General features: G+C 65.8%; 23 protein-coding genes. 15 read left to right on the top strand and 8 right to left on the bottom strand.

What is annotated here, in order from left to right; translation table 11 throughout:
- The first annotated feature begins 723 nt into the window (after positions 1-723).
- Both LGN10_RS16545 and LGN10_RS16540 read left to right on the top strand, forming a co-directional pair.
- Positions 724-1155, top strand: a complete 432-nt coding sequence (locus tag LGN10_RS16545; protein ID WP_059577923.1) for an STM2901 family protein — start codon at positions 724-726, stop codon at positions 1153-1155.
- Positions 1156-1158: 3 nt separating this feature from the next.
- Positions 1159-1521, top strand: coding sequence for a DUF1493 family protein (locus LGN10_RS16540; protein ID WP_059577921.1), 363 nt, complete (start codon positions 1159-1161; stop codon positions 1519-1521).
- Positions 1522-1627: 106 nt separating this feature from the next.
- On the opposite strand, the gene LGN10_RS16535 is transcribed toward LGN10_RS16540, so the two are convergent.
- Both LGN10_RS16535 and LGN10_RS16530 read right to left on the bottom strand, forming a co-directional pair.
- A complete protein-coding gene (locus LGN10_RS16535; RefSeq protein WP_226224297.1) occupies positions 1628-3166 on the bottom strand; it encodes a methyl-accepting chemotaxis protein in 1539 nt (512 codons plus the stop codon).
- 188 nt (positions 3167-3354) lie between these two features.
- Complete coding sequence (locus LGN10_RS16530) at positions 3355-4023, bottom strand: haloacid dehalogenase type II (protein WP_226224296.1); 669 nt, start codon at positions 4021-4023, stop codon at positions 3355-3357.
- A gap of 466 nt (positions 4024-4489) precedes the next feature.
- Between LGN10_RS16530 and LGN10_RS16525 the strand changes: the two genes are divergently transcribed.
- The 9 genes from LGN10_RS16525 (at position 4490) to LGN10_RS16485 (ending at position 13062) form a co-directional block, all read left to right on the top strand.
- Positions 4490-5350: a GNAT family N-acetyltransferase gene (locus LGN10_RS16525; protein WP_059577911.1), complete on the top strand. Its 861-nt coding sequence runs from the start codon at positions 4490-4492 to the stop codon at positions 5348-5350.
- 11 nt (positions 5351-5361) lie between these two features.
- Positions 5362-6288: a 2-hydroxyacid dehydrogenase gene (locus tag LGN10_RS16520; RefSeq protein WP_059637512.1), complete on the top strand. Its 927-nt coding sequence runs from the start codon at positions 5362-5364 to the stop codon at positions 6286-6288.
- Between the two features lie 159 nt (positions 6289-6447).
- Positions 6448-7848, top strand: coding sequence for an aspartate aminotransferase family protein (locus LGN10_RS16515; RefSeq protein ID WP_226224295.1), 1401 nt, complete (start codon positions 6448-6450; stop codon positions 7846-7848).
- 84 nt (positions 7849-7932) lie between these two features.
- Positions 7933-8424, top strand: a complete 492-nt coding sequence (locus LGN10_RS16510; protein ID WP_006749694.1) for an Lrp/AsnC family transcriptional regulator — start codon at positions 7933-7935, stop codon at positions 8422-8424.
- Positions 8425-8531: 107 nt separating this feature from the next.
- Positions 8532-10004, top strand: coding sequence for an NAD-dependent succinate-semialdehyde dehydrogenase (locus tag LGN10_RS16505; RefSeq protein ID WP_226224294.1), 1473 nt, complete (start codon positions 8532-8534; stop codon positions 10002-10004).
- 132 nt (positions 10005-10136) lie between these two features.
- Positions 10137-10733 (top strand): TetR/AcrR family transcriptional regulator, encoded by a 597-nt coding sequence (locus LGN10_RS16500; RefSeq protein ID WP_226224293.1) that lies wholly within the window; start codon positions 10137-10139, stop codon positions 10731-10733.
- Between the two features lie 49 nt (positions 10734-10782).
- Positions 10783-12264 carry an MFS transporter gene (locus tag LGN10_RS16495; protein ID WP_226224292.1) on the top strand — a complete coding sequence of 494 codons (1482 nt, stop codon included), beginning with the start codon at positions 10783-10785 and terminating at the stop codon, positions 12262-12264.
- Positions 12265-12324: 60 nt separating this feature from the next.
- Entirely contained in the window at positions 12325-12633 is a 309-nt protein-coding gene (locus LGN10_RS16490; protein WP_124657459.1) for an EthD family reductase, read from the top strand.
- A 129-nt stretch (positions 12634-12762) separates the two neighbouring features.
- Complete coding sequence (locus tag LGN10_RS16485; RefSeq protein WP_060967046.1) at positions 12763-13062, top strand: hypothetical protein; 300 nt, start codon at positions 12763-12765, stop codon at positions 13060-13062.
- A gap of 121 nt (positions 13063-13183) precedes the next feature.
- On the opposite strand, the gene LGN10_RS16480 is transcribed toward LGN10_RS16485, so the two are convergent.
- Positions 13184-14659, bottom strand: a complete 1476-nt coding sequence (locus LGN10_RS16480; RefSeq protein WP_226224291.1) for an HD domain-containing phosphohydrolase — start codon at positions 14657-14659, stop codon at positions 13184-13186.
- Here LGN10_RS16480 and LGN10_RS16475 point away from each other — a divergent pair.
- Together LGN10_RS16475 and LGN10_RS16470 are read left to right on the top strand one after the other, a co-directional pair.
- Entirely contained in the window at positions 14558-14821 is a 264-nt protein-coding gene (locus LGN10_RS16475) for a hypothetical protein (RefSeq protein WP_226224351.1), read from the top strand. The genes LGN10_RS16480 and LGN10_RS16475 overlap by 102 nt on opposite strands.
- Before the next feature lie 125 nt (positions 14822-14946).
- Positions 14947-15522 carry a DUF308 domain-containing protein gene (locus LGN10_RS16470; RefSeq protein ID WP_059577877.1) on the top strand — a complete coding sequence of 192 codons (576 nt, stop codon included), beginning with the start codon at positions 14947-14949 and terminating at the stop codon, positions 15520-15522.
- 281 nt (positions 15523-15803) lie between these two features.
- On the opposite strand, the gene LGN10_RS16465 is transcribed toward LGN10_RS16470, so the two are convergent.
- From LGN10_RS16465 to LGN10_RS16450, 4 genes are all read right to left on the bottom strand, one after another.
- Positions 15804-16379: a GNAT family N-acetyltransferase gene (locus LGN10_RS16465; protein WP_104013410.1), complete on the bottom strand. Its 576-nt coding sequence runs from the start codon at positions 16377-16379 to the stop codon at positions 15804-15806.
- Between the two features lie 433 nt (positions 16380-16812).
- A complete protein-coding gene (locus LGN10_RS16460; protein ID WP_226224290.1) occupies positions 16813-17277 on the bottom strand; it encodes a hypothetical protein in 465 nt (154 codons plus the stop codon).
- Between the two features lie 764 nt (positions 17278-18041).
- Positions 18042-18581 carry a YrhB domain-containing protein gene (locus tag LGN10_RS16455; protein ID WP_059577870.1) on the bottom strand — a complete coding sequence of 180 codons (540 nt, stop codon included), beginning with the start codon at positions 18579-18581 and terminating at the stop codon, positions 18042-18044.
- A 165-nt stretch (positions 18582-18746) separates the two neighbouring features.
- Entirely contained in the window at positions 18747-19397 is a 651-nt protein-coding gene (locus LGN10_RS16450; protein ID WP_226224288.1) for a GntR family transcriptional regulator, read from the bottom strand.
- Between the two features lie 53 nt (positions 19398-19450).
- Between LGN10_RS16450 and LGN10_RS16445 the strand changes: the two genes are divergently transcribed.
- Complete coding sequence (locus LGN10_RS16445) at positions 19451-20617, top strand: pyridoxal phosphate-dependent aminotransferase (RefSeq protein WP_226224287.1); 1167 nt, start codon at positions 19451-19453, stop codon at positions 20615-20617.
- Positions 20618-20821: 204 nt separating this feature from the next.
- On the opposite strand, the gene LGN10_RS16440 is transcribed toward LGN10_RS16445, so the two are convergent.
- A complete protein-coding gene (locus LGN10_RS16440) occupies positions 20822-22168 on the bottom strand; it encodes an MFS transporter (protein ID WP_226224285.1) in 1347 nt (448 codons plus the stop codon).
- A gap of 297 nt (positions 22169-22465) precedes the next feature.
- Here LGN10_RS16440 and LGN10_RS16435 point away from each other — a divergent pair, with 297 nt between their 5' ends.
- On the top strand, positions 22466-23503 hold the full coding sequence (locus LGN10_RS16435; protein WP_226224284.1) for a LacI family DNA-binding transcriptional regulator: 1038 nt from the start codon (positions 22466-22468) through the stop codon (positions 23501-23503).
- The last annotated feature ends 61 nt before the right edge of the window (positions 23504-23564 follow it).

Below are 23564 nucleotides of genomic sequence, written 5' to 3'. Positions count from 1 at the left end.
ACACATGCAATTCATTTAAGCATCGCCAAAATGCGGTTTGTCGCGATTCGGGCCGCCCGCACGATACGAATCGACCGTTTTGGGCCACCCGCGCAGCATGAATTGCTGCGTGCGCGCACGTGTCGCCGTTGGCCCGGCGGCGTGTCGCGGCGGTTGCCGAACCCGTGTCGATGCAGGAAATCGTAAGGCCGTAGCCACCGCAGATTGCGCCGACAAAATTGCCCATTCGGCATCCGGCGCGCGTTTGGCTCACCCAAACCACGCGTTTGTGTCGAACGGGCGTGTGCGCGCCGAGCGCGGTCGAAATGCGCGGCACGTTGCGGCAGATCGCCGCATGCACGGGCGTCGGCGGTGGCGGTCGCGACGGTGCGTCGCGCAGGAAAGTTCAGAAGAATGCCGCGCGATCGGAACGGCGCGGCATAAAGACCGGAAAGTGACCGGGAGACGGCCGGAGCGCCCGGAAACCGGGCTGATGGAGCGCAAGATAAATCCAAGGGGATCGGTGCAAGAAATACGGGATTCCGTGAGCCGTTGGCTGGGTTCTGAGCTACACGGTCGGCCGGAATGGCCGCGAGGCCGTGCGGAGCGAACTGAAACTGATCGTGTACAGCCGGGCCGAGAGGTAGCGCCGGCCAGGCTGTTCCAGGCAATGCGGTACAGTAGCGCCTCCCTAGGAGTACGCGCTGAGAGAGCAGCGCCCTTGCTGGTTCAGGAGAAAAAAGAATGAGCGAAAATCGATACACGTACGGTACTTGGCACAATCTGCGTCCTGTCGACGTCTTCGCCCTGGTAGCGTTCGACGAGACGCGCAAGCAGCTCGGCCTCGACGATCTGGCCGCCGCGTCGGCAATGCTGCTCGGTCAGGGTGATGTCCCTGTCCCTGGCAAGGTGGCCGGAGCTACGCCGGGCACTTCCGTCACCTCGCTTGCCGCCCGCAAGCTGTTTCCCCAGACGCTGCCGTTTCGCTTGCCGATGATCACGGGTGTCGGGTTGTCGGGTATACGGATCTCGTTCACCCACCGCCTCGGTGCTTGGGTCGGCAGAACGATTCCCATCGTAGGCGAGGTGTTCCTGGCACGCGATGCCTACCTGATCATGCGCAACACCGTGACGACCTACAACCGACTTGTGAAGCCCGAAGACAGGGTACTCTGAGCCATGAACGACGATACCTGGGAACGTTTTGAAGCCTTTGCTCGCAAGGAGCTTGGCCGGCCGCTGTTCGGCAAGCTGAATCTCCAGCCGGAAACGCGGCTCGAGGAGGATCTCGGCGTGACTGGCCTTGACGGCGTCGAGTTTATCGACAACTGGGCCAAAACATTCAACGTCGACGCCGATGGATTCCCGTACCGGCGCTATTTCGGCCCCGAAGGTCAGGAACTGCTGTCGTCCCTCATCGGGCTGTTCGTAAAGCGGCTCCGGCCGCCGAAGCGTCACCCGTTGACCCTGGGCATGCTGGTCGAGGCAACGCGACGCGGGAAGTGGGACACGGACGCGATCGAGGCTGCTGCAGCGAAGTGATCGCATTTTGCGGCGTCGCGGCCGTCACCGGCACGCTAACGCGCCGCGCGGGCTCACGCCGACGTGGCGAACAATGTACCGTCCTCAGGCGGCCGGCACACGATCGTCAGGCCGCCAGCCGGAATACCGATACGGCGGCCCGCAGGCGCGCGGCCTGCTCGTCCAGCGACGATGCGGCGGCCGCCGCCTGCTCGACGAGCGCGGCGTTCTGCTGGGTGACTTCGTCCATTTGCGCGACCGCCAACCCGATCTGTTCGATGCCGGTGCTTTGCTCGGCCGATGCCGCCGAAATCTCGCCCATGATGTCGGCCACCCGGTCGATCGACCGGACGATCTCCGTCATGCGCTCACCGGCCGTCTCGACGAGCCGGCTGCCGCTGCCGGCCCGCTCGACCGACGCGTCGATCAGTCCCTTGATGTCCTTCGCGGCCGCGGCGCTGCGTTGCGCGAGCGAGCGGACTTCCGACGCGACGACGGCGAACCCGCGCCCCTCCTCGCCGGCTCGCGCGGCTTCCACCGCGGCGTTGAGCGCGAGAATGTTGGTCTGGAACGCGATGCTTTCGATGACGACGGTAATGTCGGCGATCCGCACCGATCCGTCCGAAATCTGCCGCATCGTTTCGACGACCGCCTGCACGGCGGCGCCGCCGAGTTCGGTCGCATCCTTCGCCTGGGCCACGAGCGCATTCGCCTGGCGTGCGTTGTCGGCATTCTGTTTGACCGTGGACGTGATCTGCTCCATGCTCGCGGCCGTTTCCTGCAGCGACGCGGCCTGCTGCTCCGTGCGTTGCGACAGATCCAGGTTGCCTTGCGCGATCTCGCCGGTGCCGGTGGCGATCGAGTGGGTCGTGGTCTGGATCTCGGCGATGGTGTCGGTCAGCCGCGCCTTCATGTCGCCCAGCGCGACGAGCAGGCTGCCTGGCGCGGCGTGCGCCGTATCGAACTGCACGTCCAGCTCGCCGGCGGCGATGCGGGCGGCGATCTGCGTCGCATGCGCGGGCTCGCCGCCGAGCGTCCGCCTGACGCTGCGCAGCACGCCCCATGCGATGGCCGCGAGCGCCGCGGCGATGACGAGCGCGACGGCGCCCAGCACCGTCGCGAGCCGGGTAAACGCCGCATTGATGTCGTCGTAGAAAAATCCCGTGCCGATCCACCAGTTCCAGTCGGGAATCGCGACCACGCCCTGGAGTTTCGGCTCCAGGTCCGCATCGGGGCTGCGCTTGACCAGCACGTCGACGAGCGCGAAATGCGCCTGCGCCATCCCTGCGCGGTACGCCTCGCTGTCGGTCAGGCCGCTGGTCGTGCGGTTGCCTTTCGCGCGCGTGCCGATGAATTTCGCGTTCGGGTGCACGAGGTTGACGCCGTCGGACGTCGTGACCCAGAAGTAGCTCTTCGAATTCGCGTTGAGCGCCGACAATGCGGCCTTGGCCTGCTGCTGCGCCTGCTCCTGCGTGAGCGTGCCGTTCGTCTGCATCGCGCGATACGAATCGACCAGATGCTCGGCCTTGGTCAGCAGAATGACGACCTCTTCGCGGCGGCTGTCGATCAGCGCGTCGCGCAGCGTATGCAGCGACAACGCGGCGAGCAGAACGACGCCGAGCAGCGCCGCGACGACGAGCATCAGCAGTTTCGTGGACAACTTCATGCGGGGGCCTCGCAATATTAACCGTTCGGTACATATATCGGCCCGGGCGGGCCGGCCTTGAACGATTCAATATCGGTAATTACCCTCGTTTCGTGCGCTGAACGAACGCGCGACCGAACGCGACGGGCCCCTGCGGCATCGCGGCCGCGTCCCGTCGCGCGTTCGATGGATCTGCCGGCGCCGGCGGCTTACAGCCCGAGCTGCGTCGCGAGATGGCCGATGTCCGACACTTCGTAATAGTTGTAGAACGGCGTGCTCGGCTCGTGGCCGCGGTTCACGAACGCCTTGTGCTTGATCCCGAGATCCTCGGCCGTCATGAGGTCGTAGCGCAGGCTCGACGACACGTGCAGCACGTCCTCCGGCTTGCAGCCGAGCTTGTCGAACATGTATTCGAAGCCCTGCATCCGCGGCTTGTACGATTGCGCCTGCTGCGCGGTGAACACGGCATGGAACGGTGCGCCGAGCTTGTCGACGTTGCTCATGATCTGCTCGTCCATCGCGTTCGACAGGATCACGAGCTTGTACTTCGACGCCAGCCGCGACAGCCCGGCCGGCACGTCCGGGTGCGGGCCCCACGTCGGCACCGCCAGATAGAAGCGCTCGGCCTCGGCTTCGTCGAACGTCACGCCGATCCGCGCGCAGGTGCGGCGGACCGCGTTGACGACGACGTCGCGGTACGGCTTCCACGCGCCGAGCACCTCGTCGAGCCGATAGGCGGCGAACGCGCGCACGAATGCCTCCATCGCGGCCGGCGTCAGCCGGTCCGCATAGATTTCGCGCGCCGTCTCGGCCATCCGGAAATGGGTCAGCGTGCCGTAGCAGTCGAAGGTGATGTACTTCGGTTCAAACTGGATCATGGTGACGTCCTGTCGGTGTGAAGCCCCGGCAGGGCCGGGGGCGGGCTGGGTTGTACGAAATTGAATCAGGGCAAAAAGTCGTTCGCGCGTCGTTCGGCGCCGCTCAAAACGCAGAATCGCCGCGTGTTGCGCGGCACATGCAGCACGATCTGCGGTGCGATCCGGCGGGCGCCGCGGAGCCGGTCGATGGGCGCCGCGCCACCGCGGCCGGCTCGCCTGCCGGTGAGACCCTTCGGCAGGCGGCACTGCCGCCGTGTATTCATCGTAGCGGCATTCCCACAGCACGAATGGTCGGATCGACCGGCCGCGCCGGCACGATCCGCGCGTTCGTGCGCGCCGATCGCGCGGATTTGCGTCGATCGTGCGCCAGCGCCCGCCGGCGCGGGAAAACAGGCGAATCGTCCTATCCGCGCCGCCACCGCGCTGGCAGAGTGAACGAGTCATTTCCACCCATCCGGAGTCCGGCGTGTCCGACCTCAATCCTTCCCGCACGCTCACCTATCGCCCGTTCGCCGAAACGGACCTGCCCGCCGCCCATCGTCTGTCGGAGGCCGTCAAGTGGCCGCACCGGCTCGATGACTGGCGCTTCGTGTTCCAGCTCGGCGGCGGCTTCGTCGCCGAAGACGAAACCGGCGTCGTCGGCACCGCGCTCGGCTGGCGCTTCGGCGAATCGCACGCGTCGCTCGGCATGGTCATCGTGTCCCCCGAGCGCCAGGGCCGCGGCATCGGGCGCGAGTTGATGACCCGCGTGGTCGACAGCCTCGGCACGCGAACCATCTTTCTGCATGCGACGCCGGCGGGCGAGCCGCTGTACGCGAAATTCGGATTCGACGTGATCGATACGATCGATCAGCACCAGGGCGCCGCGTTCCAGCCTCCGCTGATCTCGCTGCCGCCCGGCGAGCGCCTGCGCCCGCTCGGCACCAACGACGGGCCGCGCCTCGCCGCGCTCGCGTCGCGCGCCGCCGGCTACGAACGCGGCGCGGTGATCGATGCGCTGCTCGACGCCGCGAACGGGATCGCGCTCGACCGCGACGGCGAGCTGCTCGGCTTCGCGCTGTTCCGCCGGTTCGGCCGCGGCCACGTGATCGGCCCGGTGGTCGCACCCGATGCACTGCGCGCGCAAGCGCTGATCAGCCACTGGCTCGCGCTGAACGAGGGCATGTTCGTGCGGCTCGACGTGCCGGGCGACAGCGGGCTGTCCGACTGGCTGCAGGGGCTCGGGCTGCCGCGCGTCGACACCGTCGTCGCGATGGCGCGCGGCGCAACGCCCGCGCGTGACCCGGCGCTGCGCACGTACGCGATCGTGAACCAGGCGCTCGGTTGACAGGACGCACGATGAGCTTTCTCTACAAGGCCGACCCGGTGCGCGGCGCGCAGTGGGCGGCGCGCTTCGCGCAACAGGCGCCCGATCTGCCGTTCCGGATCTGGCCGGACCTCGGCGACGCCGAAGCCGTCCGCTATCTCGCCGCATGGCAGCCGCCGGACGATCCCGTCGCGTTGCTGCCGAACCTCGAAGTCGTGTTCTCGGTCGGCGCCGGCATCGACCAGTTCGACCTGTCGCGCGTGCCTTCGCACATCCCCGTCGTGCGGATGATCGAGCCGGGCATCGTCGAAGGGATGGTCGAATACGTGACGCAGGCCGTGCTGACGATCCATCGCGACCTGTTCGACTATGCGGCCCAGCAGCGCGACCAGGTGTGGCGCGAGCATCCCGTGCGCGCGGCCGCGTCGCGGCGCGTCGGCGTGCTCGGGCTCGGCACGCTCGGCCAGGCCGTGCTCGACACGCTGCGGCGCTTCGGTTTCCCGTGCGCCGGCTGGAGCCGCACCCCGCGCACGCTCGACGGCGTCGACTGCTACGCGGGCGACGCGGCGCTCGACGCGTTCCTCGCCCGCACCGACATCCTGATCTGCCTGCTGCCGCTGACCGACAGCACGCGCGGCCTGCTCGGCGCGCGCGTGTTCGATGCGCTGCCGGCCGGCGCGTCGCTCGTGCAGGTCGGGCGCGGCCCGCAACTGGATTCGGCGGCGCTGCTCGCGGCGCTCGCGAGCGGCCGCCTCGACAGCGCGATCCTCGACGTGACGGATCCCGAACCGCTGCCGGCCGGCCATCCGTTCTGGACGCACCCGCGCATTCGCATCACGCCGCACATCGCCAGCGCGACGCGGCCCGACACCGCGGTCGACGCGGTGCTCGCGAACCTCGCCCGCCATCGCGCGGGCCAGCCGATGATCGGCGTCGTCGATCGCGCGCGCGGCTACTGACGTGCGCGCCCGGCCCGCCGGGCGCGCAGCAGAAAATGCCGAAGCGCCCCGTGCAAACGCCGCGTGCGTACGTTTCGGGCCGCAAATTGAAGACGCATGCGGATTTCTCGCCCGTTAGCATGAACTCACCGCTGACACCCGACGAGAGTCCTGCCCTCCATGAACCAAGCCGCGCTGATCGAAGCCGATCGTCAACACCTGATCCACCCCGTCGTCAATTACCGTGCGCACGAGGCGCGCGGCGTCACCGTGCTGGAATCCGCGGACGGCGTGTTCCTGCGCGACGCCGCGGGCCACACGCTGCTCGACGCGTTCTCGGGCCTGTGGTGCGTGAACGTCGGCTACGGCCGCGACAGCATCGTGAAAGCCGCCACCGACCAACTGGCGAAGCTGCCCTACGCGACCGGTTATTTCCATTTCGGCTCGCAGCCGGCGATCGAGCTCGCCGAGCGGCTCGCCGCGCTGGCGCCGCCGTCGCTGAACCGCGTGTACTTCACGCTCGGCGGCTCGGACGCGGTCGATTCCGCGATCCGTTTCATCACGCACTATTTCAACGCGACCGGCCGCCCGTCGAAGAAGCAGATGATCGCGCTGGAACGCGGCTATCACGGCTCGTCGTCGATCGGCGCCGGGCTCACCGCGCTGCCCGCGTTCCACCGTCATTTCGACCTGCCGCGCGCGGACCAGCACCATATTCAGTCGCCCTACCCATACCGCCATCCGCTCGGCGACGATCCGCAGGCGCTGATCGCCGCGTCGGTCGCCGCGCTCGAGGCGAAGGTCGCCGAACTCGGCGCGGACAACGTCGCCGCGTTCTTCTGCGAGCCGGTGCAAGGCTCCGGCGGCGTGATCGTGCCGCCAGTCGGCTGGCTGAAGGCGATGCGCGACGCGTGCCGGCGCCTCGGCATCCTGTTCGTGGCCGACGAGGTAATCACCGGCTTCGGCCGCACGGGCCCGCTGTTCGCATGCGAGGCCGAACAGGTCGATCCGGACCTGATGACCGTCGCGAAGGGACTGACCGCCGGCTATGCGCCGATGGGCGCGGTGCTGATGTCCGACGAAATCTACGAAGGGATCGCGGGCAATCGCGCCGATTCGCCGGTGGTCGGGCACGGCCATACGTATTCCGCGCATCCGGTGAGCGCGGCGATCGGCCTCGAGGTGCTGAAGCTCTATCACGAAGGCGGGCTGCTCGCGAACGGCCAGGCGATGGCGCCGCGCTTCGCGGCCGGGCTCGATGCGCTGCGCGCGCATCCGCTCGTGGGCGACGCACGCTCGCTCGGCCTGCTCGGCGCGCTCGAACTGGTGGCCGACAAGGCGCACAAGACGCGCTTCGACCCGGCGCTGAACGTGCCGGACAAGATCGCGGCCGCCGCGTACGCGAACGGCGTGGTGTTCCGCGCGTTCGGCGACGGCGTGCTCGGCTTCGCGCCGGCGCTGAGTTTCACCGCGGGCGAATTCGACCTGCTGTTCGAACGCGTGCGCAAGACGCTCGACGACGTGCTGGCCGACGCCGGCGTGCAGCGCGCGCTCGACGCCGCGCATGCGCAGCCGGCCTGACGGGCCAAGGGAAAGCCGGGCTTGTGGCGGCAATCGTTCGACTCTAAAGTAACCGGACATTCCATTTTTCCGACTCACGTGAACATGACGGACAGCAAGCTGGATCGCATCGACCTGCGCATCCTCTCCCAGTTGCAGAAGCGCGGCCGCATGACCAACGTCGAACTGGCCGATGCAGTCGGGCTGTCGCCCAGTCCATGCCTGATCCGCGTGAAGCGGCTCGAGAAGGCCGGCTACATCGGCGGCTACGGCGCGCACATCCAGCTCGAGAAACTCGGCGACGTGCAGGTCGTGTTTACCGAAGTCACGCTGGCCGACCACCGCCGCGAGGACTTCGACCGGTTCGTCGCGGCGATCCGCAACGTCGACGAGATCGTCGAATGCCACCTCGCGAGCGGCGGCTACGACTACCTGCTGAAGTTCATCACGCGCAGCGTGAGCCATTACCAGACGATCGTCGAAGGCCTGCTCGAGCAGAACATCGGCATCGAGAAGTATTTCAGTTACGTGATCATCAAATCGCCGTTCGTCAAACGGCACTACCCGCTCGAATCGCTGTTCGGCGAACGTCACTGACGCACGGCCGCGTCACCCCGGAACGCGACAGCCCGCTGTTCGCGCAGGGGGCGTCGCGCCCCGCCGTGCCGCCTTCGTCACCGAACCGCCTCATCCAAGGACCTGCCATGCCGCTTACGCTGACCCATACCGAACTCCTGCGCTCCGCCAACCTGATCGACGGCACGTGGCGCGACGCGCACGACGGCCGCCGCTTCGACGTCACCGATCCGGCGACGCTCGAGACCGTTGCCCACGCACCCGACAGCGGCGCCGCCGACGCACGCGCGGCGACCGATGCAGCGGCACGCGCGCTGCCCGCATGGCGCGCGACGCCCGCGCGCGAACGCGCCGCGATCCTGCGCGCCTGGCATGCGGCGATCGTCGCGCACACCGACGATCTCGCGAAGCTGATGTCGCGCGAACAAGGCAAGCCGCTTGCCGAAGCGCGCGGCGAAGTCGCGTACGGCGCGTCGTACGTGCTGTGGTTCGCCGAGGAAGCGACCCGCACGTATGGCGACCTGATCCCGCAGCAGCAGCGCGGCAAGCGGCTCAGCGCGGTGAAGGAGCCGATCGGCGTCGTCGCCGCGATCACGCCGTGGAATTTCCCGCTCGCGATGATCGCGCGCAAGATCGCACCCGCGCTCGCGGCCGGCTGCACGGTGGTCGCGAAGCCGGCGGAGGACACGCCGCTGACCGCGCTCGCGCTCGCGTTTCTCGCGCAGGAAGCCGGCGTGCCGGCCGGCGTGCTGAACCTGATCACCGCGTCGCGCGAACGCGGCATTGACGCGGCGGCCGACTGGCTCGCCGACGGCCGCGTGCGCAAGATCACGTTCACCGGCTCGACGCCCGTCGGCAAGCTGCTCGCGCGCGAATCGGCGGCGACGTTGAAGAAGCTGTCGCTGGAGCTTGGCGGCAATGCGCCGTTCATCGTGTTCGACGACGCCGAGCTCGATGCCGCGGTGGACGGGCTGATGGCCGCCAAGTTTCGCAACGGCGGGCAGACCTGCGTATCGCCGAACCGCGTGTACGTGCAGGCCGGCGTCTACGATGCGTTCGCGCGGAAGCTCGCCGCGCGCGTGGCCGCGCTGAAGGTTGCGCCGGCGACCGATCCGGCCGCGCAGATCGGCCCGATGATCAACGCGCGCGCGGTCGACAAGATCGCCCGCCACGTCGGCGATGCCGTCGAACGCGGCGCGCGCGTGCTGACGGGCGGCAAGCGCCTGACCGAGCTTGGCGCGAACTTCTACGCGCCGACGGTGCTCGCCGACGCCACCGCCGACATGCAGCTCACCTGCGAGGAAACCTTCGGTCCGATCGCCGCGCTGTTCCGCTTCGATACCGAGGACGAAGCGGTCGACGCCGCGAACGACACGCCGTTCGGACTCGCCGCGTATTTCTACACGCAGGACGTGCGGCGCATCGCGCGCGTGTCGGCACGGCTCGAAACGGGCATCGTCGGCATCAACGAAGGCGCGCTCGCGAGCGAGGCCGCGCCGTTCGGCGGCGTGAAGGAATCGGGCTATGGCCGCGAAGGCTCGCGCTATGGCCTCGACGATTACCTGTCGATCAAGTATCTGTGCCAGGGCGGGCTCGAATGATCGGATGAATGGGGGCCGTCCGCGAGGACGGCCATCGCCGCGCCCGGCCGACATACACGCGTTGACATCGGAACCGATTGGTCCATATAATGAATCCAACTTCAGGCACCGCATCGTTCGCGAAACCGATCAATGGCAAATCCCGCTGGCGTGGGCCGTCCCCGCGAATTCGAACTTGGCGATGCCGCGCGCGACGCGATGGACGTTTTCTGGGATCGCGGCTACGAAGGCGCGTCCCTGCCCGACCTGATCGCCGGCACCGGGCTGTCGCGCGGCAGCCTGTACAAGGCGTTCGGCGACAAGAAGGCGCTGCTGCTGGCGGCGCTCGATCTGTATATGGCCGACGGGCTCAAGGCGACCGCGGACATCCTGTCGCAACCGGGCCCCGTGAAGAATGCGATTCGCGATTCGCTGCTGCGCTATGCGCGGCTGTCCGTCGGCGAGGCGGGCCGGCGCGGATGTCTCGCGGTCGCGATGACCACGGAACTGGCCGCGCGCGACGCGGATGTCGCGGAACGCACGGGGCGCCTGTTCCGGCGCCTGCAGCAACTCTATGCGGGCGCGATCGTCCGTGGCCAGGCGAGCGGCGAGATCCCCGAGCAGGACGAACAGGTGCTGGCACGTTTGCTCGTCTGCCAGATCGAGGGCATGCGCGTGCTGGGGAAAACCGGTATGTCCGAGCAAGACATGCTCGCGTTGGTCGACCGCACGATGCGCATCCTCAACTGATATTTTTTACCCAATTTGGAACCGATTGGTTCCGTATGGAGAGCCATCCATGTCACGGAATGACCCTGTGTCACCCGACCCGCGTCGCTGGGCCATGTTTGCGGTCCTGCTCGTCGGCGCGTTCCTGCCGCCGCTGGATTTCTTCATCGTCAACGTCGCGCTGCCGTCGATCCGCGCGGAACTGGGCGCCTCGTCGTCGGCCGAGCAACTCGTCATTTCATCGTATGCGGGCCTGTACGCGGTGACGCTGATCACCGGCGGGCGATTGGGCGACCTGTTCGGCCGCGGCCGCGTGTTTTTCCTCGGGTTGGTCGGCTTTGCGATCGCCTCGACGCTGTGCGGTCTCGCGAATTCGCCGTGGACGCTCATCGTCGGTCGCGCGTTGCAAGGCGTGACGGCCGCGATCATGGCGCCGCAGGCGCTCGCTTCGATCCAGGCGATCTTCCCCGAAACGGAAAAGCCGCTCGCGCTCAGCTTGTACGGCGCGGTATTCGGCCTCGCCGCCGTGGTCGGGCAGGCGCTCGGCGGGATTCTGATCTCGCTGAATCTGTTGAATCTGGGCTGGCGCACGATCTTCCTCGTCAACCTGCCGCTGGCGATTCTGGTCGTCCTGTTCGGGATTCGACTGTTGAAGGAAACGCGTGCGCAGCATGCGCGCAAGCTCGACCTCGGCGGCACCGCGCTGTCGATGCTGACGCTGGGCGCGCTGATCGTGCCGCTGATCGAGGGGCGCGAAGCAGGCTGGCCCGTATGGGCATGGGCGTCGCTGCTCGCGGTGCCGGCCCTCGCGTGGTGCTTCTGGCGCTACGAGCGCCGGCTGGGCGGCCGCGGCGGCGCACCGCTGCTCGACCCGGCCGCGCTGCGCGCACCGGGGTTGGGCCGCGCGTTGCTGATCGCGCTGGTGCTGTATTCGATCGGCGCGTTCTTCCTGCTGTTCTCGGTGTACCTGCAGAATGCGTTGCACGTCGACGCGCTGAGCGCGGGCCTCGTGTTCTTGCCGTTCGGCGTGGGGTTCCTGCTCGGCCCGTTGTCGACGCCTTTCTGTGCACGTGTCATCGGCGCTTACGTCAATCCGTTCGGCATCAGCCTGGAGATCGTCGGGCTCGTCGGCCTCGCAGGGTTGATCGATGCCACGCCGGTCGGGATGCCGCTCGCTGCCGCGCCGCTCGCCGCCGCTCTCTTCGTCATCGGTTTCGGACAGGGCCTCGCGCTGCCGACGCTGATGCGCATGGTAACCGGGCGCGTTGCACCGGCGCTGTCCGGCATGATCGCCGGCATCGCCAGTTCGACGCTGCAGGTCAGCACGTCGCTCAGCGTGGCGATCATCGGCGGCATTTTTTATGCGACGCTCGGCACGCACCAGGATCCGGCGTCCATCGCGCACGCGTTCATCGTCGCACTCCTGTCGATCTCGTTTTTCCTTGCCGTCGGCGCCGCGCTGGGCATCTCGCTCGCACGCGCGCCCGCCGCGCACACGTCGATGCGGGCTGCTGCCCGGCCGGTATTCAGCGCCGAACGCGAACGGCCGTAGTCGCCCGTCGTCGCCCGTATCGGCACTCATCGCTGTGGCAGTCCGACCTGGAGGTTCCGCATGTATTTCGTCGTTTCCTATCGCCGAGCCGCGGGCACGCGGTTCGATTCACGTTACTACGTCGAGCAACACATTCCGCTCGTGGAAAAATCCTGGAAACCGTACGGGCTCGAATACGTCGACGCTTTCTTTCCGGCACGTGAGGATAGCGAACTAATCGTCGTGGCGATGTGCCGCTTCACGGATCGAGCCGCGCTGGACGCCGCGTTCGCATCCGCGCGGACGGCAGACGTCATGGCCGACATCGATGCGTTCACCGACATCGAACCCGATCGGCACATCGCGGACGTGTTCTCGCCGGTGCCGTAACGGCGATCGCGCGCTTCCGTGCATCGGTTCTGCCGGCACCATCGGTCACTTGTCCGATAGCGCCGCGAACGACCGGGTGTCAGGATAGGCAACCGTCACGCGAATACACTGACCGGGAGGATGACTGCAATGTCGGTACGTCAGATCTTCATCGTCGAATTGGCGAGCGGCCTGCCCCGTGCATTCGGCGTGCTCGCCGTCGTGACTGGCCTGTTTCGGATCGGCATCGCGGTGCGTCGCGGAAAGCACGCGGGAGCGCCGTCGCGAACGATCTCATGCGGGGCGCGGACCGCGCTGGCCGGCGCGCTGCTTTCGTGCGAAGCCGTCGGTGCCGTCTACTTCGCGATCGCGGCGTTGGGGTACGGTTGGGCCGACACCGACGCAACGGCCACGACTCGGCGGAAACGGGTGAACGACTGGCCGACTTGAACGGCGCAACCGCCGTTTTCGACACGCGGGATAAACCATCGGACGAACGGGCTTCAAAGGCCGCACCGGCCGGGCCGTCTGTCCGCGCAAACACACGCAAGCGTCCGCATCGCGGATCGCGTCAGAGCAGCCCCAGCGTCGATGCCTTGAGGGTCGCCGCGGCGCGTGTCGAACATTCGAGCTTGCGAAACGCCTTCTCGACATGGGTGCGCACCGTGCTCGGACTCATCGCGAGCGCCTGCGCGACCTGCTTGTTGCTCGCGCCGCGGGAGATCGCCCGCAGGACGTCGATTTCCCGCGCGGACAGGCGCGGGCCGGCGGACGACGGGCGCGTGGTGGTACGCCGGAGCGCGGGCGCGCCGCCCGTCACGAGCGCGGCCACCACTTCGCCGCATAGCCGGCCGCACGCCGCTTCTTCCTGCAACTGGCCGGCGGCGGCCGCATCGCTCAGCGCCGCGCGCCACGGACGCGCCGAGCGCAACGCGACCCACGCGAGCGACGCCGCCAGCACGCGCGCTTCCAGCGTCAGCGCCGCATCGCGCGCGCCGCGAAAATAGCCCGAACCGTCCTGCCGCTCGTAGGCATACGACGCAAGCACCGCGGCTTCGCCGAGCGCGCCGGTCTGCCTGCCGGCGCGCTCGGTCCAGTACGGCACGAGTCGCACCTTTTCCCAGGCACTCGCAGGTAGCCGCGCCGGCAGATTCCACACGTCGTTCGGCACCGCGGCCCTGCCGATGCCATGAATCAGCCCGGCGCGGTACACGCGTTCGCGCGCGGCCTCGTCCGGCGAGAGACGGCCGTAACACGCGGCCGCCGTCGCGGCGACCGAACGCGAAAAACCCGTCATCCACGGCAGTTTCAGATCGATGACGTCCGCAATCAATTCGGCGGACGTCGCGCCCTGCATGTCCGGCGTGGCCAATGCGGCGTCCAGGCCGGCGGGCGCCATGTGCTCGAGCGCTGCCAGCCAGCGCGGTGCGTCGCGCGCAGCCGTCTCGACGAGCACGGCCGGATAGCGTGATCCCGCGCGTTGGCCAATCAATTCGAGGGCCCGTTCGATGCCGTACGTGCGGCTGAACACGTCGAGGTCGCCCGCCAGCGCGACGATCGACACGGCGGGCGGCACCTGTTCGCGCGCGAGCCGCGCGGGTAGCCCGTTGCCGTCCCAGGTTTCGAAAATGTGGCGTAGCGCCGTTTCCGTCGCGCTGGACAGACCGAGTATTCGCGCGACATCGCCCGAGACTTCGCAATGAATCTGCGCGAGCGGGATCAGCGCGACACCCGCGGCGCCGATCGCTTCGGCCATGCCGGGCCGGCTCTCGAGCATCGTCGCGCGGATCGCGACGTCGTCGCCGAATACCTGCGCGAAGCCCGCCGCGTTCGCCGTGCAGCCCGACCAGCGCAACAGCGCCACCTCGCGAGCCGTGTCGCACACCGATGCGTCGAATCGTGCCGCGTGCGCGAGCTGTGCCGCCAGCCAACTGGTGCGCGGCGAATGGTCGGTCGGTTGGCCCATGCTGAGATCGCCGATGAAGGCCAGCGCGCGTACGGCGTCGACTATGCGCAGCGGGGCGTGATGGGCTTCGGCGTCGGACATTGGGCAGGTGGAGACATTCGCGAGGGCGGGAAAACGATCATACGCGACGGTGTGGCGGCGTGCATGAGCATGCGCATCGGGGCTCGCCGCGGCCAGCCCGGCGCGATGTTCGCCCGCATCGGTGCAAACAACCGGCAGCGGACTTCGCTATCGGACATCTGACCGATGGCGGCGGGCCCTGGCGATTGCGATACTCGGCGCACTGGAGATCCGGTCGGCGCCGCATCTGCGTGGTGGAAACCCTGCATGCCGGCCGGAACGACGATTCAATGTACGAAGGAGTGCAAATGGCTGACCGCTACCCCGAATTTCATCCCCCTGCCGACGAACCATGGCTGAAACGGTACTACTTTTCCAGGGCGGTGTTCTCGCTGATCTGGGTCGCGCTGGCGTTTTCCGTCGGCCGGCAAAGCGCGGCCGGCGCGGCGGTCCTGCTGATCGTTTATCCGGCCTGGGATGCGCTCGCCAATTTCGTCGACCTTTCTCGCAGCGGCGGGATGGCGGCAAACCGCACGCAGGCGGTAAACGTCGCGATCAGCGCCGTCACGACACTGGCGGTATTTCCCGCGTTGAATGCGGGCCTGCCCACGGTACTCGCGGTGTTCGGCGTCTGGGCGATTCTCTCCGGCGCGCTGCAACTCGGCACCGCCGTGCGGCGCTGGAAGCATGCCGGCGCACAGTGGGTGATGATCCTCAGCGGTGCGCAATCGGCGCTGGCCGGGGTGTTCTTCATTATCCAAAGCCACGCGCCGATGCCGCTCGCGATCGTGAAGATCGCGGGATACGCGGGAGTCGGTGCGCTTTATTTTCTGATATCCGCGATTTGGTTGCAGGTGCGGGGGATGCGGCGCAGTGTGTCGTGAGCCGGCGGTCGAAAGGAAGATGTCGTTCCACAGGTCGGCATCGCTGTGCCTGCGGTCGAGGCCACGCGTTGTGCAAAGCATGGGCTCCTGCGGATGATCGGAGTGGTGAAAAACGGAGCTTATTTCGCAGCCGCGTGCAGGCCCCGACACAGCAGGACCTGCACGTAGCTGCGAACGGCAGTCGTGGCCGACGCGAACGGGTCTGAACGCCCCGGAACGGTCAGTCGGTTCGCTCGGAAGCGGCCGCTCATGTGGCAAAGCCGAGGGCTTTGACCCGCGCGTTAGCCGCGACGTAGGCAATCGGAACGTAACAACGAAAACCGCAGGAGATCGTGATAGGCACCACGCCAATACCCGGCTTGACGCTGATACCCTTCCCGGACAAAGCCGAGCGTCTCCAGCACTTGTATAGAGGATGCGTTCTCAGGGTGAACCTGGGCTTCGATACGGTTTATCTGCATCATGTCGAAACCGTAATCGATCGCGGCAGAAAGCGCTTCGTTCATGTACCCCTTGCCACGCGCAAACGTAGCTAGCTCATAGCCAACGGCGCAGCTTCGCCAATTTCGATTCCATCGGAAGAGGCCACACGTACCAAGTAAAAGGCCGTCCGAAAGTCTCTCGATGGCCCAACGGACGCCGGAGCCACTGCGCCGCCAGTCGGCAAATACCTGAATCAACTTGTCGGCCTCTCCTATATCGGTCATCGGATCGGTACCGAACCAGCGCATACCCTCAGCGTCGCCATGTACCGCGAACAGCGACGGCGCGTCGCTGGGCAAAAGCTCCCGCAATGACAGCCGGGAAGTTGTCAGCGTTGGAAATGTGCCTTTCGTTTCGCTTCCATTGACGGACACCAGCGCCCCCTGTGTCGATGTTTCACTTGGTTTCAATAGATTGTCGCCGATTCAGTCTCGCCGATCCAATGTCCGGTATTGGCTGCGGATTCAACCCGACGCGGTGGGCTGTAGTCGACCCGATGCAGTCTCGCAATTCTCCACAAAGCAGACGAACGTCTGGTCCAGCTTTATGCGACATTGCGTCGATACCATAGGAAAACTCAAGTAGGCCCGTTGCGTTGTTCCCTTAGTCAATAAGGTCGCCAGCCATTGAGCACGACATCGTATGAACTGGCCAGCGATGCTCGCGATGTCATCGAGTCGTTTGGATTCGTTGATGAATATCCTAAAAATACTCATAAGATCATGAGTGTTTGAGTTCAGAGTTTGGCTGAAGGTGAATCTGAAGAAAATCGGTGAATACAGTACGCAGATACTCAAGGGACGAATATTATACGCTGGCTTCATATGCAGCCATCTCTGCCTGGATGCTGTCGTCGACCGCGTGAATTAGTGACTCGATCTCCGGGAGCTTCTTGAGAAGAGATTCATAGTCGTAGCTTTTTAGTGACATTGGAAACCGCGATTTTAATTCACCATGAAATTTTGAAATATTGAGGCGATAGAATTTCAGATCGGTGTGCGCAAACTGCTCCTTCCGAAGACGGAGAAGTTCGCTGTGAAGATCTCTCATTGTTGCGGGAACATGTCGGGTCGAAAGGTAATGTCTATTAATTTTTTTCCCTTCGTTTCCTGAGAATGGCCGTGCATAAGTCACTGCGATGTCACGGAGCAGGGGATACTGAGCATCGGCTCGCTTGTGGCGCCGAAGAACCTTAATTGTGTGAACGGCCGTATCGAGGTCGATAGCGTAGAGGCGGAGGAAACAATATTGCTCGAACTTGAACGCGTCCATGTGCCCTCCCAGGGTTGTTGGGCGGAAAGCTTCGACCGCTATCGCCGCTCGGCGGTTAAGTTCGGCGCCCGACTAATTCGCCATCACGCGACAGCGCGGTCGATTGTCGGCGATCCAGGCACTAATGTCGAACGGCTTAACCTGGTCGAAAGGCCGACGGTCGGCCGCCGTCCTGCAACACGCGACCGTCACCGATCGACCCGAGCGGACAATTACGACCACCCTGAACGGAGCTTCAATTCAGGGCTCGTCACCGCGCGTCGAATGTATGACTACTGGAGCGCTCGGTAGCCTTGATTCAGCAATCGCTGACATACCCAGGCGCTGCCATGTCGGGCACTGTAGATGTTCTTTGCCACGAAGAGTATCAAAGCCGCAATCAAAAGGGCCGGATGGCCAAAGGAACAAAGGAGACCGGAGGCGGCATCGACAGCGGCCATCCGCCCTCCTTGAACAACCAACCTTTCGGAGTATGCCCAGATTATGCCGAATATCAGGGCAGACCAGTTGAAACCGAGCTTCACGCGCCGCTCCGGCATTGTGGGATGGATCATTAAGATTGATGGCATCGTAGAAAGGGAATTGATTGCGGTGATATGTCGATTATCGTCCTTGCAACGAGGTTCTTTAGACGTCCAGTAGCGAATGACTCAATACTTGATCTCACTGTCGACTGGCCGCCCGTGGCCGAACGCGGCCGACCACGGCGCAGCGACGCGCAGTCCTTGCAGGACGAGCGTAATCGATCATCAGTCGACCGATTACTATCGGCGGGTACTACGAAACATGACAACCCCATGGAGACCGACCTCGGCAAGGTCGATCTCCAGTTGCTTGGCCGATGCGACGTCCCTCACTGCGACCACTACCTCATGCCCGGCGAGACATTGATCGACCGCATGCTTTGCCTCCGCAAGACTTACGGGCGAATGTTGACGAATCAACCGTATCGCTTGAACCTTGTTCCCCCCGGCAGACCATCGCATGAGTCGAATCTGCGACTCTTCATAACCATTAGTGTCCCCGCATGCGCGGTAGGCGCGGATCGACTCGGCAATTGGCCTGTGATAGCTGATGGAGGTGGCTTGGCCATCAGCTCGACTGACAAATAATGGCGCATTCCCCGCCAGGCGATCTCTCATGTCGCCTGACTCAAGGAAGCGCGATGATTGATAGTAGAAGACCCAGCCAACATCGAACTCTTGAGTGTATTCGTCGATAACAACCGCGTCGCAGCCTTCCCCAACTGTCTTGGTGATGGCACGTTGGGCGACTTCCTTTGCTTGCTCGGCTGTGAGTTCCATCAGTCGTTAGTGTGGTGGAGTGTACGATCCGTCAGAGTTCGGCAGCGGGAAGCAGCCGCTCGGCGTTGGAGAGCACAAAGCGTGTAGACCTTTCGCGCTAGTGTGAACCAAATCACCGCGAGAAAAACCATGGACCGGTCGACGCCCCCGGCTCGACCCACATCCCTACTGGCTACGCAACGCCTGAGCCAGTGCGTCGCCCGCAGCCAGAATGTGCGCGGACAAAACTGCACACGCTGCGTCCACATCCCCCTCGCGTATCGCCCGAACGATGTTCCGATGCTCGTCGTTCGAGCGATCCTGCCACTCAAGTCGCTGCCACGTCGCATACAGATGCCGCGAACTGGCCCGATGCATGTCGCCAATCGCGGCGATGAGCCGCGGCATCCCGCACCGCGCGGTCAATGCGCGATGAAACCTCAGATTCAGCATGCCGAGCACGGCTACGCCATGCGCCGCCGACTCCTGATCGAGGATCGCATCGAGTTCCTCCAGCGCACCTGCGTCGAGCGCCGGGATCGCCTCACGCAGCGCCAGCGCCTCGAAAGCAGCGCGCATCTTGGCCATTTCAAGCACATCCGCCGCCTCGAGCGGCGCCGCCCGCACGCCTCGTCGCGGTTCCACCACGGCCAACCCCTGCGCTTCCAGCCGTCTGAATGCCTCGCGTACCGGCACATGACTCGCGCCGAATTCAGCGGCGATGTGGTCCTGACGCAGCCACTCCCCCGGCGCGATGGCACCCGAAATGATGCGGTCCGCCAATGCGGCAGCGATCCGGTCGGCCAGCGAGCGATCCTCCTTGACTTCGAAATTCATCCCGACCACCATGCATATATTATCTATTAAATTGTAACAAAATCGGAGGCCCGATGCGCCACCACCGCCCTGCCCGTCTGCGGCACATCGCCGGAATCGGCGTCGATCGCATGGGTTCGATCGCCGATCATGCCGACGTCGACCTTCTGCGACTCGAAAATCTCGATACCGACATTCCGCCTACTGCGGAGGCACTCGCGTTCACCCGCGCGGCAATCCAGCGAGACTCGGCCAACTCCTATTTGCCATTCGTCGGTCAGGATCGGCTGCGCGCGAGCGCTGCCGCTCACGTGTCGGCGCTTTCGGGGCGGCACTTCACGGCCGACCAGGTGGTGGTGTCGGCGGGCGGTCTCTCCGGCATTCTGAACACGCTGCTCGCCACCGTCGAGACAGGCGACGAAGTCATCGTCACCGATCCGACGTACGCGGGTCTGCTGAATCGCGTCCGCCTGGCGGGCGGCGTGCCCCGGCAAGTACCGTTCGCCTTCACGCCGGGCGGCGAATGGAAGCTGGACCAGGCCGCGCTGCGCGCAGCGATCGGCCCGAAAACGCGAGCCATGCTGTTGATGTCTCCGTCGATGCCGTCAGGCGGTTTCTTCGATGCGTCCGACTGGCAACTGATCGCGAGCCTGTGTGTGCAGAACGATCTGCTGCTCATCCTCGACAGTGCGATGGAACGGCTGCTCTTCGATGGACGCACGGTGATCCATCCCGCAGGCCTGCCCGGCATGGCCGAGCGCACGGTCACGGTCGGCGCGGCGTCGAAAGAGCTGCGCATGATAGGCTGGCGGGTAGGCTGGATCGTCGCGCCGGAATGGCTGATTCCCGACCTCGTAGCCGTGTCGCTCGCCAATGTCGTGGTACCGGTCGGCATTGCCCAGGAGGCCGCGGCGGTCGCGCTGGAACATTCCGCAGCCGATCTGCCTGGCTACGTGAGCGAACTCGAGAGGCGACGGGACACGGTCGCCGCCGAACTGTCGGGGCTCCCGTTCGGCATGCCGGCGGGCGGCTGGTCGATGCTGCTGCGCGTCTCCGACTTCGGCCTGACCGGATCGCAGATGTCGGAGCGGTTGCTGAACCACGGTGTATGTGCAACGGCCATGACCGGATGGGGCGTTGCGCACGGCGACGCGTATGTCCGTTTCGTGTTCGCGAACGAACCGGTCGAGCGCTTGCGCACGCTCGGGGACAAGGTGCGCTTCGCACTGGAGGGCGCATGACGGCGCCCACGAGAACGCTGCGTAGTGCGCCGAGCGTCCCTGGCGGGAGGTATCACGGTTTCCGTTTGTAACGGTCGCACGGACTCACACGAGACACCGTCTTTTGCGAAAGTACCGCTCGTGACAATTCGTGTGGCGTGATGCATCCGGCGCCGGGGCGGCGCGATGCCCCCCCCTGGCCGGACGTCACATCGAGCGAACGCCCTACCGCCCGGCCGGCGGCTGCAGAATATCGCGCGGAATCGACGCAATCAGCACGCAACTGACCAGCAGGCAGGCGCCCAGCGCATAGGTACCGTTGTTGATGTTGCCGGTCATTTGCTTGGCGACGCCGGTGATCATCGAGCCCGTGAACCCGGACAGGTTGCCCACCGAGTTGATCAGCGCAATGCCGGCGGCCGCGGCCGTGCCGGACAGGATCTGCCCCGGAAAGGTCCAGTAGATCGGCATCAGCGCGAGAATGCCGCAGGTGGCGATGGTCAGGAATACGATCGATAGCGCGACGTTCTGCGCGAACGCCGCGCTCAGGATCAGGAAGACGCCGCCGGTCAGCGCGGGAATCGCCGCATGCAGGCGGCGTTCGCCGGTCTTGCGCGAGTGCGATGCGTTCCACACCATCGCGAAGATGGCCGTTAGATACGGAATGGCGGTCAGCACTCCGATATGCAGCGGGCTTTGCACGCCCGACGCGCGGATGATCGACGGCAGCCAGAAAGCCAGCCCGTAGAAGCCGGTATTGAACGTCAGCAGGATGAAGGTGAGCAGCCAGACGCGCGGGCTACGCAGTGCGGCGCCGATGCTGTGCGACTTGTGCACGGCCTCGGATTCGAGGTTGCGCGACAGCACCGCCTTTTCGTCAGCGGACAGCCACTTCGCCGACTGCGGGCCGTCGCCCAGGCAGGCCAGCACGATGAACGCCACCACGATCGACGGCAGCCCTTCGAGCAGCAGCATCCATTGCCAGCCGCTCATGCCCGACAAGCCGTGCGTCTGCTCCATCAGCCAGCCGGACACGACGCTGCCCAGCGTCAGGCTCAGCGGGATCGCGACCAGGAAGCCCGACATCGCCACGCTCTGGCGCCGCGCCGGGAACCAGTAGTTCATGTACAGGATGACGCCGGGGAAAAATCCCGCTTCGCACAGCCCCAGCAGGAAGCGCAGCGTGTAGAACATCGTGGTCGTCTGCACGTGGAAGAACTGCGCGAGCGGCACGATGAAGGCCATCGACGACGACACGATGCCCCACGTGATCATGATCCGCGCGATCCAGAAGCGTGCGCCGTAGCGGTGCAGCAGCAGATTGCTGGGCATCTCGAACAGGAAATAGCCCCAGAAGAAGATGCTGGCGCCGAGCGCGTAGACGCCGTCGCTCAGGCTCAGGTCGTCGAGCATCTGCAGCTTCGCGAAACCCACGTTGACGCGGTCCAGGTAGGCCACGACGTAGCACAGCAGCAGCAACGGCAGGATGCGCCGCATGACCTTGCGGTACAGCGCGTCCTCGGACGAATCGGCCGCGGCCGGTGCGGCAGCGGCCTGCGTTAGGGATGGCATCGGTCTGTCTCCAGTTTGTGTAGGTCTTCTTCGTACCGGCGAGTGCGTTTGACGCATCGATGTTACCGATAACATTCCGTGGCAAAAAAAAGCCGACGAGGCGACGGGAGCGATCGGCAAGCTGATACCGGTAACAAATTCGAAGGTAGCACGCGGCGATACGCACGTACAAGTGCCGCCGAACGCGTGGTTTCCCTAGTACGGGCATGGCGGCAACGTGCACGCGTGGGCTGGTCTGCACGGTATGCCGCACCGGTATGATGTAGCCTTTCCAGCCCTCTCCCGACCGCGATTCCGATGCCCAGTCCTACCGCCGTCCGGCCCGCCGGGCCGCCCCGCATGTCCGACGTAGCGCGCCTTGCCGGCGTATCGAAGATGACGGTGTCGCGCGTGCTCGCCGGCCACAGCGTGGCCGCGGAGACGCGCGCACGGGTCTGCGAGGCGATCGACCAGCTCGGCTACGTGGCCGACGCGGCCGCCGGTGCGCTGTCGTCGGGGCGGTCGGAATTCGTCGCGGTGCTGGTGCCGTCGCTGTCGAGCTCCAACTTCTCGGACACCGTGCGCGGCCTGACCGATGCGCTCGAGCCGCATGGCCTTCAGTTGCTGCTCGGCGACACCGACTACGACCTGGAACGCGAAGAGCGGCTGGTGCGCTCGATGCTGAGGCACCAGCCGCGCTGCATCGCGCTGACGGGGTCGCAGCACACCGATGCGACGCGCAAGGTATTGGAGCGCTCGGCGATTCCCGTGGTCGAGATGTGGGACCTGCCCACGCACCCGATCGACACCGCCGTGGGCTTCTCGAACGTGCGCGCCGCCCGTGCGATGGTGCGCCACCTGGCCGAACGCGGGTACCGGCGCATCGGCTTTCTGGTCGGCGCCAGCGAACTGGATCGCCGCGGCCTCGACCGGCTCAAGGGATACCAGGCGGAGATCAAGGCGTTGGGGCTGGGCGAGCCGCGCGTCGTGCGGCTGGGCGAATCGCCGATCACGATGAGCCACGGCGGGCCCGCGATGGCGGCCCTGCTGGAGCGATGGCCGGATACCGATGCGGTGATGTGCGTGAGCGACATGTCGGCGTTCGGCGCGATCATGGAATGTCACCGGCGCGGGCTCGCCGTGCCGGCCGACATCGCCGTGGCCGGCTTCGGGAATTTCGAAGTGGCGACATGCTGCCACCCGACGATCACCACGGTGTCGGTCGACGCGTACGGCATCGGGCGGCGCACGGGCGAAGCGTTGCTGGCGGCGTTGCAGGCGCGCGACGGCGGCGCGCCGACCGAGTCGAAAAGCATCCGGATCGACTACACGATCATCCCGCGGGAAAGCGCCTGACCGGCCGACCGCCAGGCGCGTGCCGACACGCGGCATGCGCGGCTTCGCACCGCTCCCCTGG

This window comes from Burkholderia sp. AU32262, from assembly GCF_020419985.1.
Classification (GTDB): Bacteria; Pseudomonadota; Gammaproteobacteria; order Burkholderiales; family Burkholderiaceae; genus Burkholderia; species Burkholderia semiarida.
The sequence above is the reverse complement of the archived record's forward strand: the minus strand, read 5'-3'. Positions and strand labels throughout refer to the sequence as shown.

What these genes read in the sequence shown, in the direction of transcription:
- LGN10_RS16480 (WP_226224291.1), bottom strand. Translation starts at nt 14,659, where the DNA reads ATGTCCGACGCCGAAGCCCATCACGCCCCGCTGCGCATAGTCGACGCC.
- LGN10_RS16495 (WP_226224292.1), top strand. Translation starts at nt 10,783, where the DNA reads ATGTCACGGAATGACCCTGTGTCACCCGACCCGCGTCGCTGGGCCATG.
- LGN10_RS16445 (WP_226224287.1), top strand. Translation starts at nt 19,451, where the DNA reads ATGCGCCACCACCGCCCTGCCCGTCTGCGGCACATCGCCGGAATCGGC.
- LGN10_RS16520 (WP_059637512.1), top strand. Translation starts at nt 5,362, where the DNA reads ATGAGCTTTCTCTACAAGGCCGACCCGGTGCGCGGCGCGCAGTGGGCG.
- LGN10_RS16535 (WP_226224297.1), bottom strand. Translation starts at nt 3,166, where the DNA reads ATGAAGTTGTCCACGAAACTGCTGATGCTCGTCGTCGCGGCGCTGCTC.
- LGN10_RS16435 (WP_226224284.1), top strand. Translation starts at nt 22,466, where the DNA reads ATGCCCAGTCCTACCGCCGTCCGGCCCGCCGGGCCGCCCCGCATGTCC.
- LGN10_RS16455 (WP_059577870.1), bottom strand. Translation starts at nt 18,581, where the DNA reads ATGGAACTCACAGCCGAGCAAGCAAAGGAAGTCGCCCAACGTGCCATC.
- LGN10_RS16475 (WP_226224351.1), top strand. Translation starts at nt 14,558, where the DNA reads ATGGTCGGTCGGTTGGCCCATGCTGAGATCGCCGATGAAGGCCAGCGC.
- LGN10_RS16450 (WP_226224288.1), bottom strand. Translation starts at nt 19,397, where the DNA reads ATGAATTTCGAAGTCAAGGAGGATCGCTCGCTGGCCGACCGGATCGCT.
- LGN10_RS16515 (WP_226224295.1), top strand. Translation starts at nt 6,448, where the DNA reads ATGAACCAAGCCGCGCTGATCGAAGCCGATCGTCAACACCTGATCCAC.
- LGN10_RS16485 (WP_060967046.1), top strand. Translation starts at nt 12,763, where the DNA reads ATGTCGGTACGTCAGATCTTCATCGTCGAATTGGCGAGCGGCCTGCCC.
- LGN10_RS16540 (WP_059577921.1), top strand. Translation starts at nt 1,159, where the DNA reads ATGAACGACGATACCTGGGAACGTTTTGAAGCCTTTGCTCGCAAGGAG.
- LGN10_RS16545 (WP_059577923.1), top strand. Translation starts at nt 724, where the DNA reads ATGAGCGAAAATCGATACACGTACGGTACTTGGCACAATCTGCGTCCT.
- LGN10_RS16440 (WP_226224285.1), bottom strand. Translation starts at nt 22,168, where the DNA reads ATGCCATCCCTAACGCAGGCCGCTGCCGCACCGGCCGCGGCCGATTCG.
- LGN10_RS16505 (WP_226224294.1), top strand. Translation starts at nt 8,532, where the DNA reads ATGCCGCTTACGCTGACCCATACCGAACTCCTGCGCTCCGCCAACCTG.
- LGN10_RS16470 (WP_059577877.1), top strand. Translation starts at nt 14,947, where the DNA reads ATGGCTGACCGCTACCCCGAATTTCATCCCCCTGCCGACGAACCATGG.
- LGN10_RS16500 (WP_226224293.1), top strand. Translation starts at nt 10,137, where the DNA reads ATGGCAAATCCCGCTGGCGTGGGCCGTCCCCGCGAATTCGAACTTGGC.
- LGN10_RS16510 (WP_006749694.1), top strand. Translation starts at nt 7,933, where the DNA reads ATGACGGACAGCAAGCTGGATCGCATCGACCTGCGCATCCTCTCCCAG.
- LGN10_RS16530 (WP_226224296.1), bottom strand. Translation starts at nt 4,023, where the DNA reads ATGATCCAGTTTGAACCGAAGTACATCACCTTCGACTGCTACGGCACG.
- LGN10_RS16490 (WP_124657459.1), top strand. Translation starts at nt 12,325, where the DNA reads ATGTATTTCGTCGTTTCCTATCGCCGAGCCGCGGGCACGCGGTTCGAT.
- LGN10_RS16460 (WP_226224290.1), bottom strand. Translation starts at nt 17,277, where the DNA reads ATGGACGCGTTCAAGTTCGAGCAATATTGTTTCCTCCGCCTCTACGCT.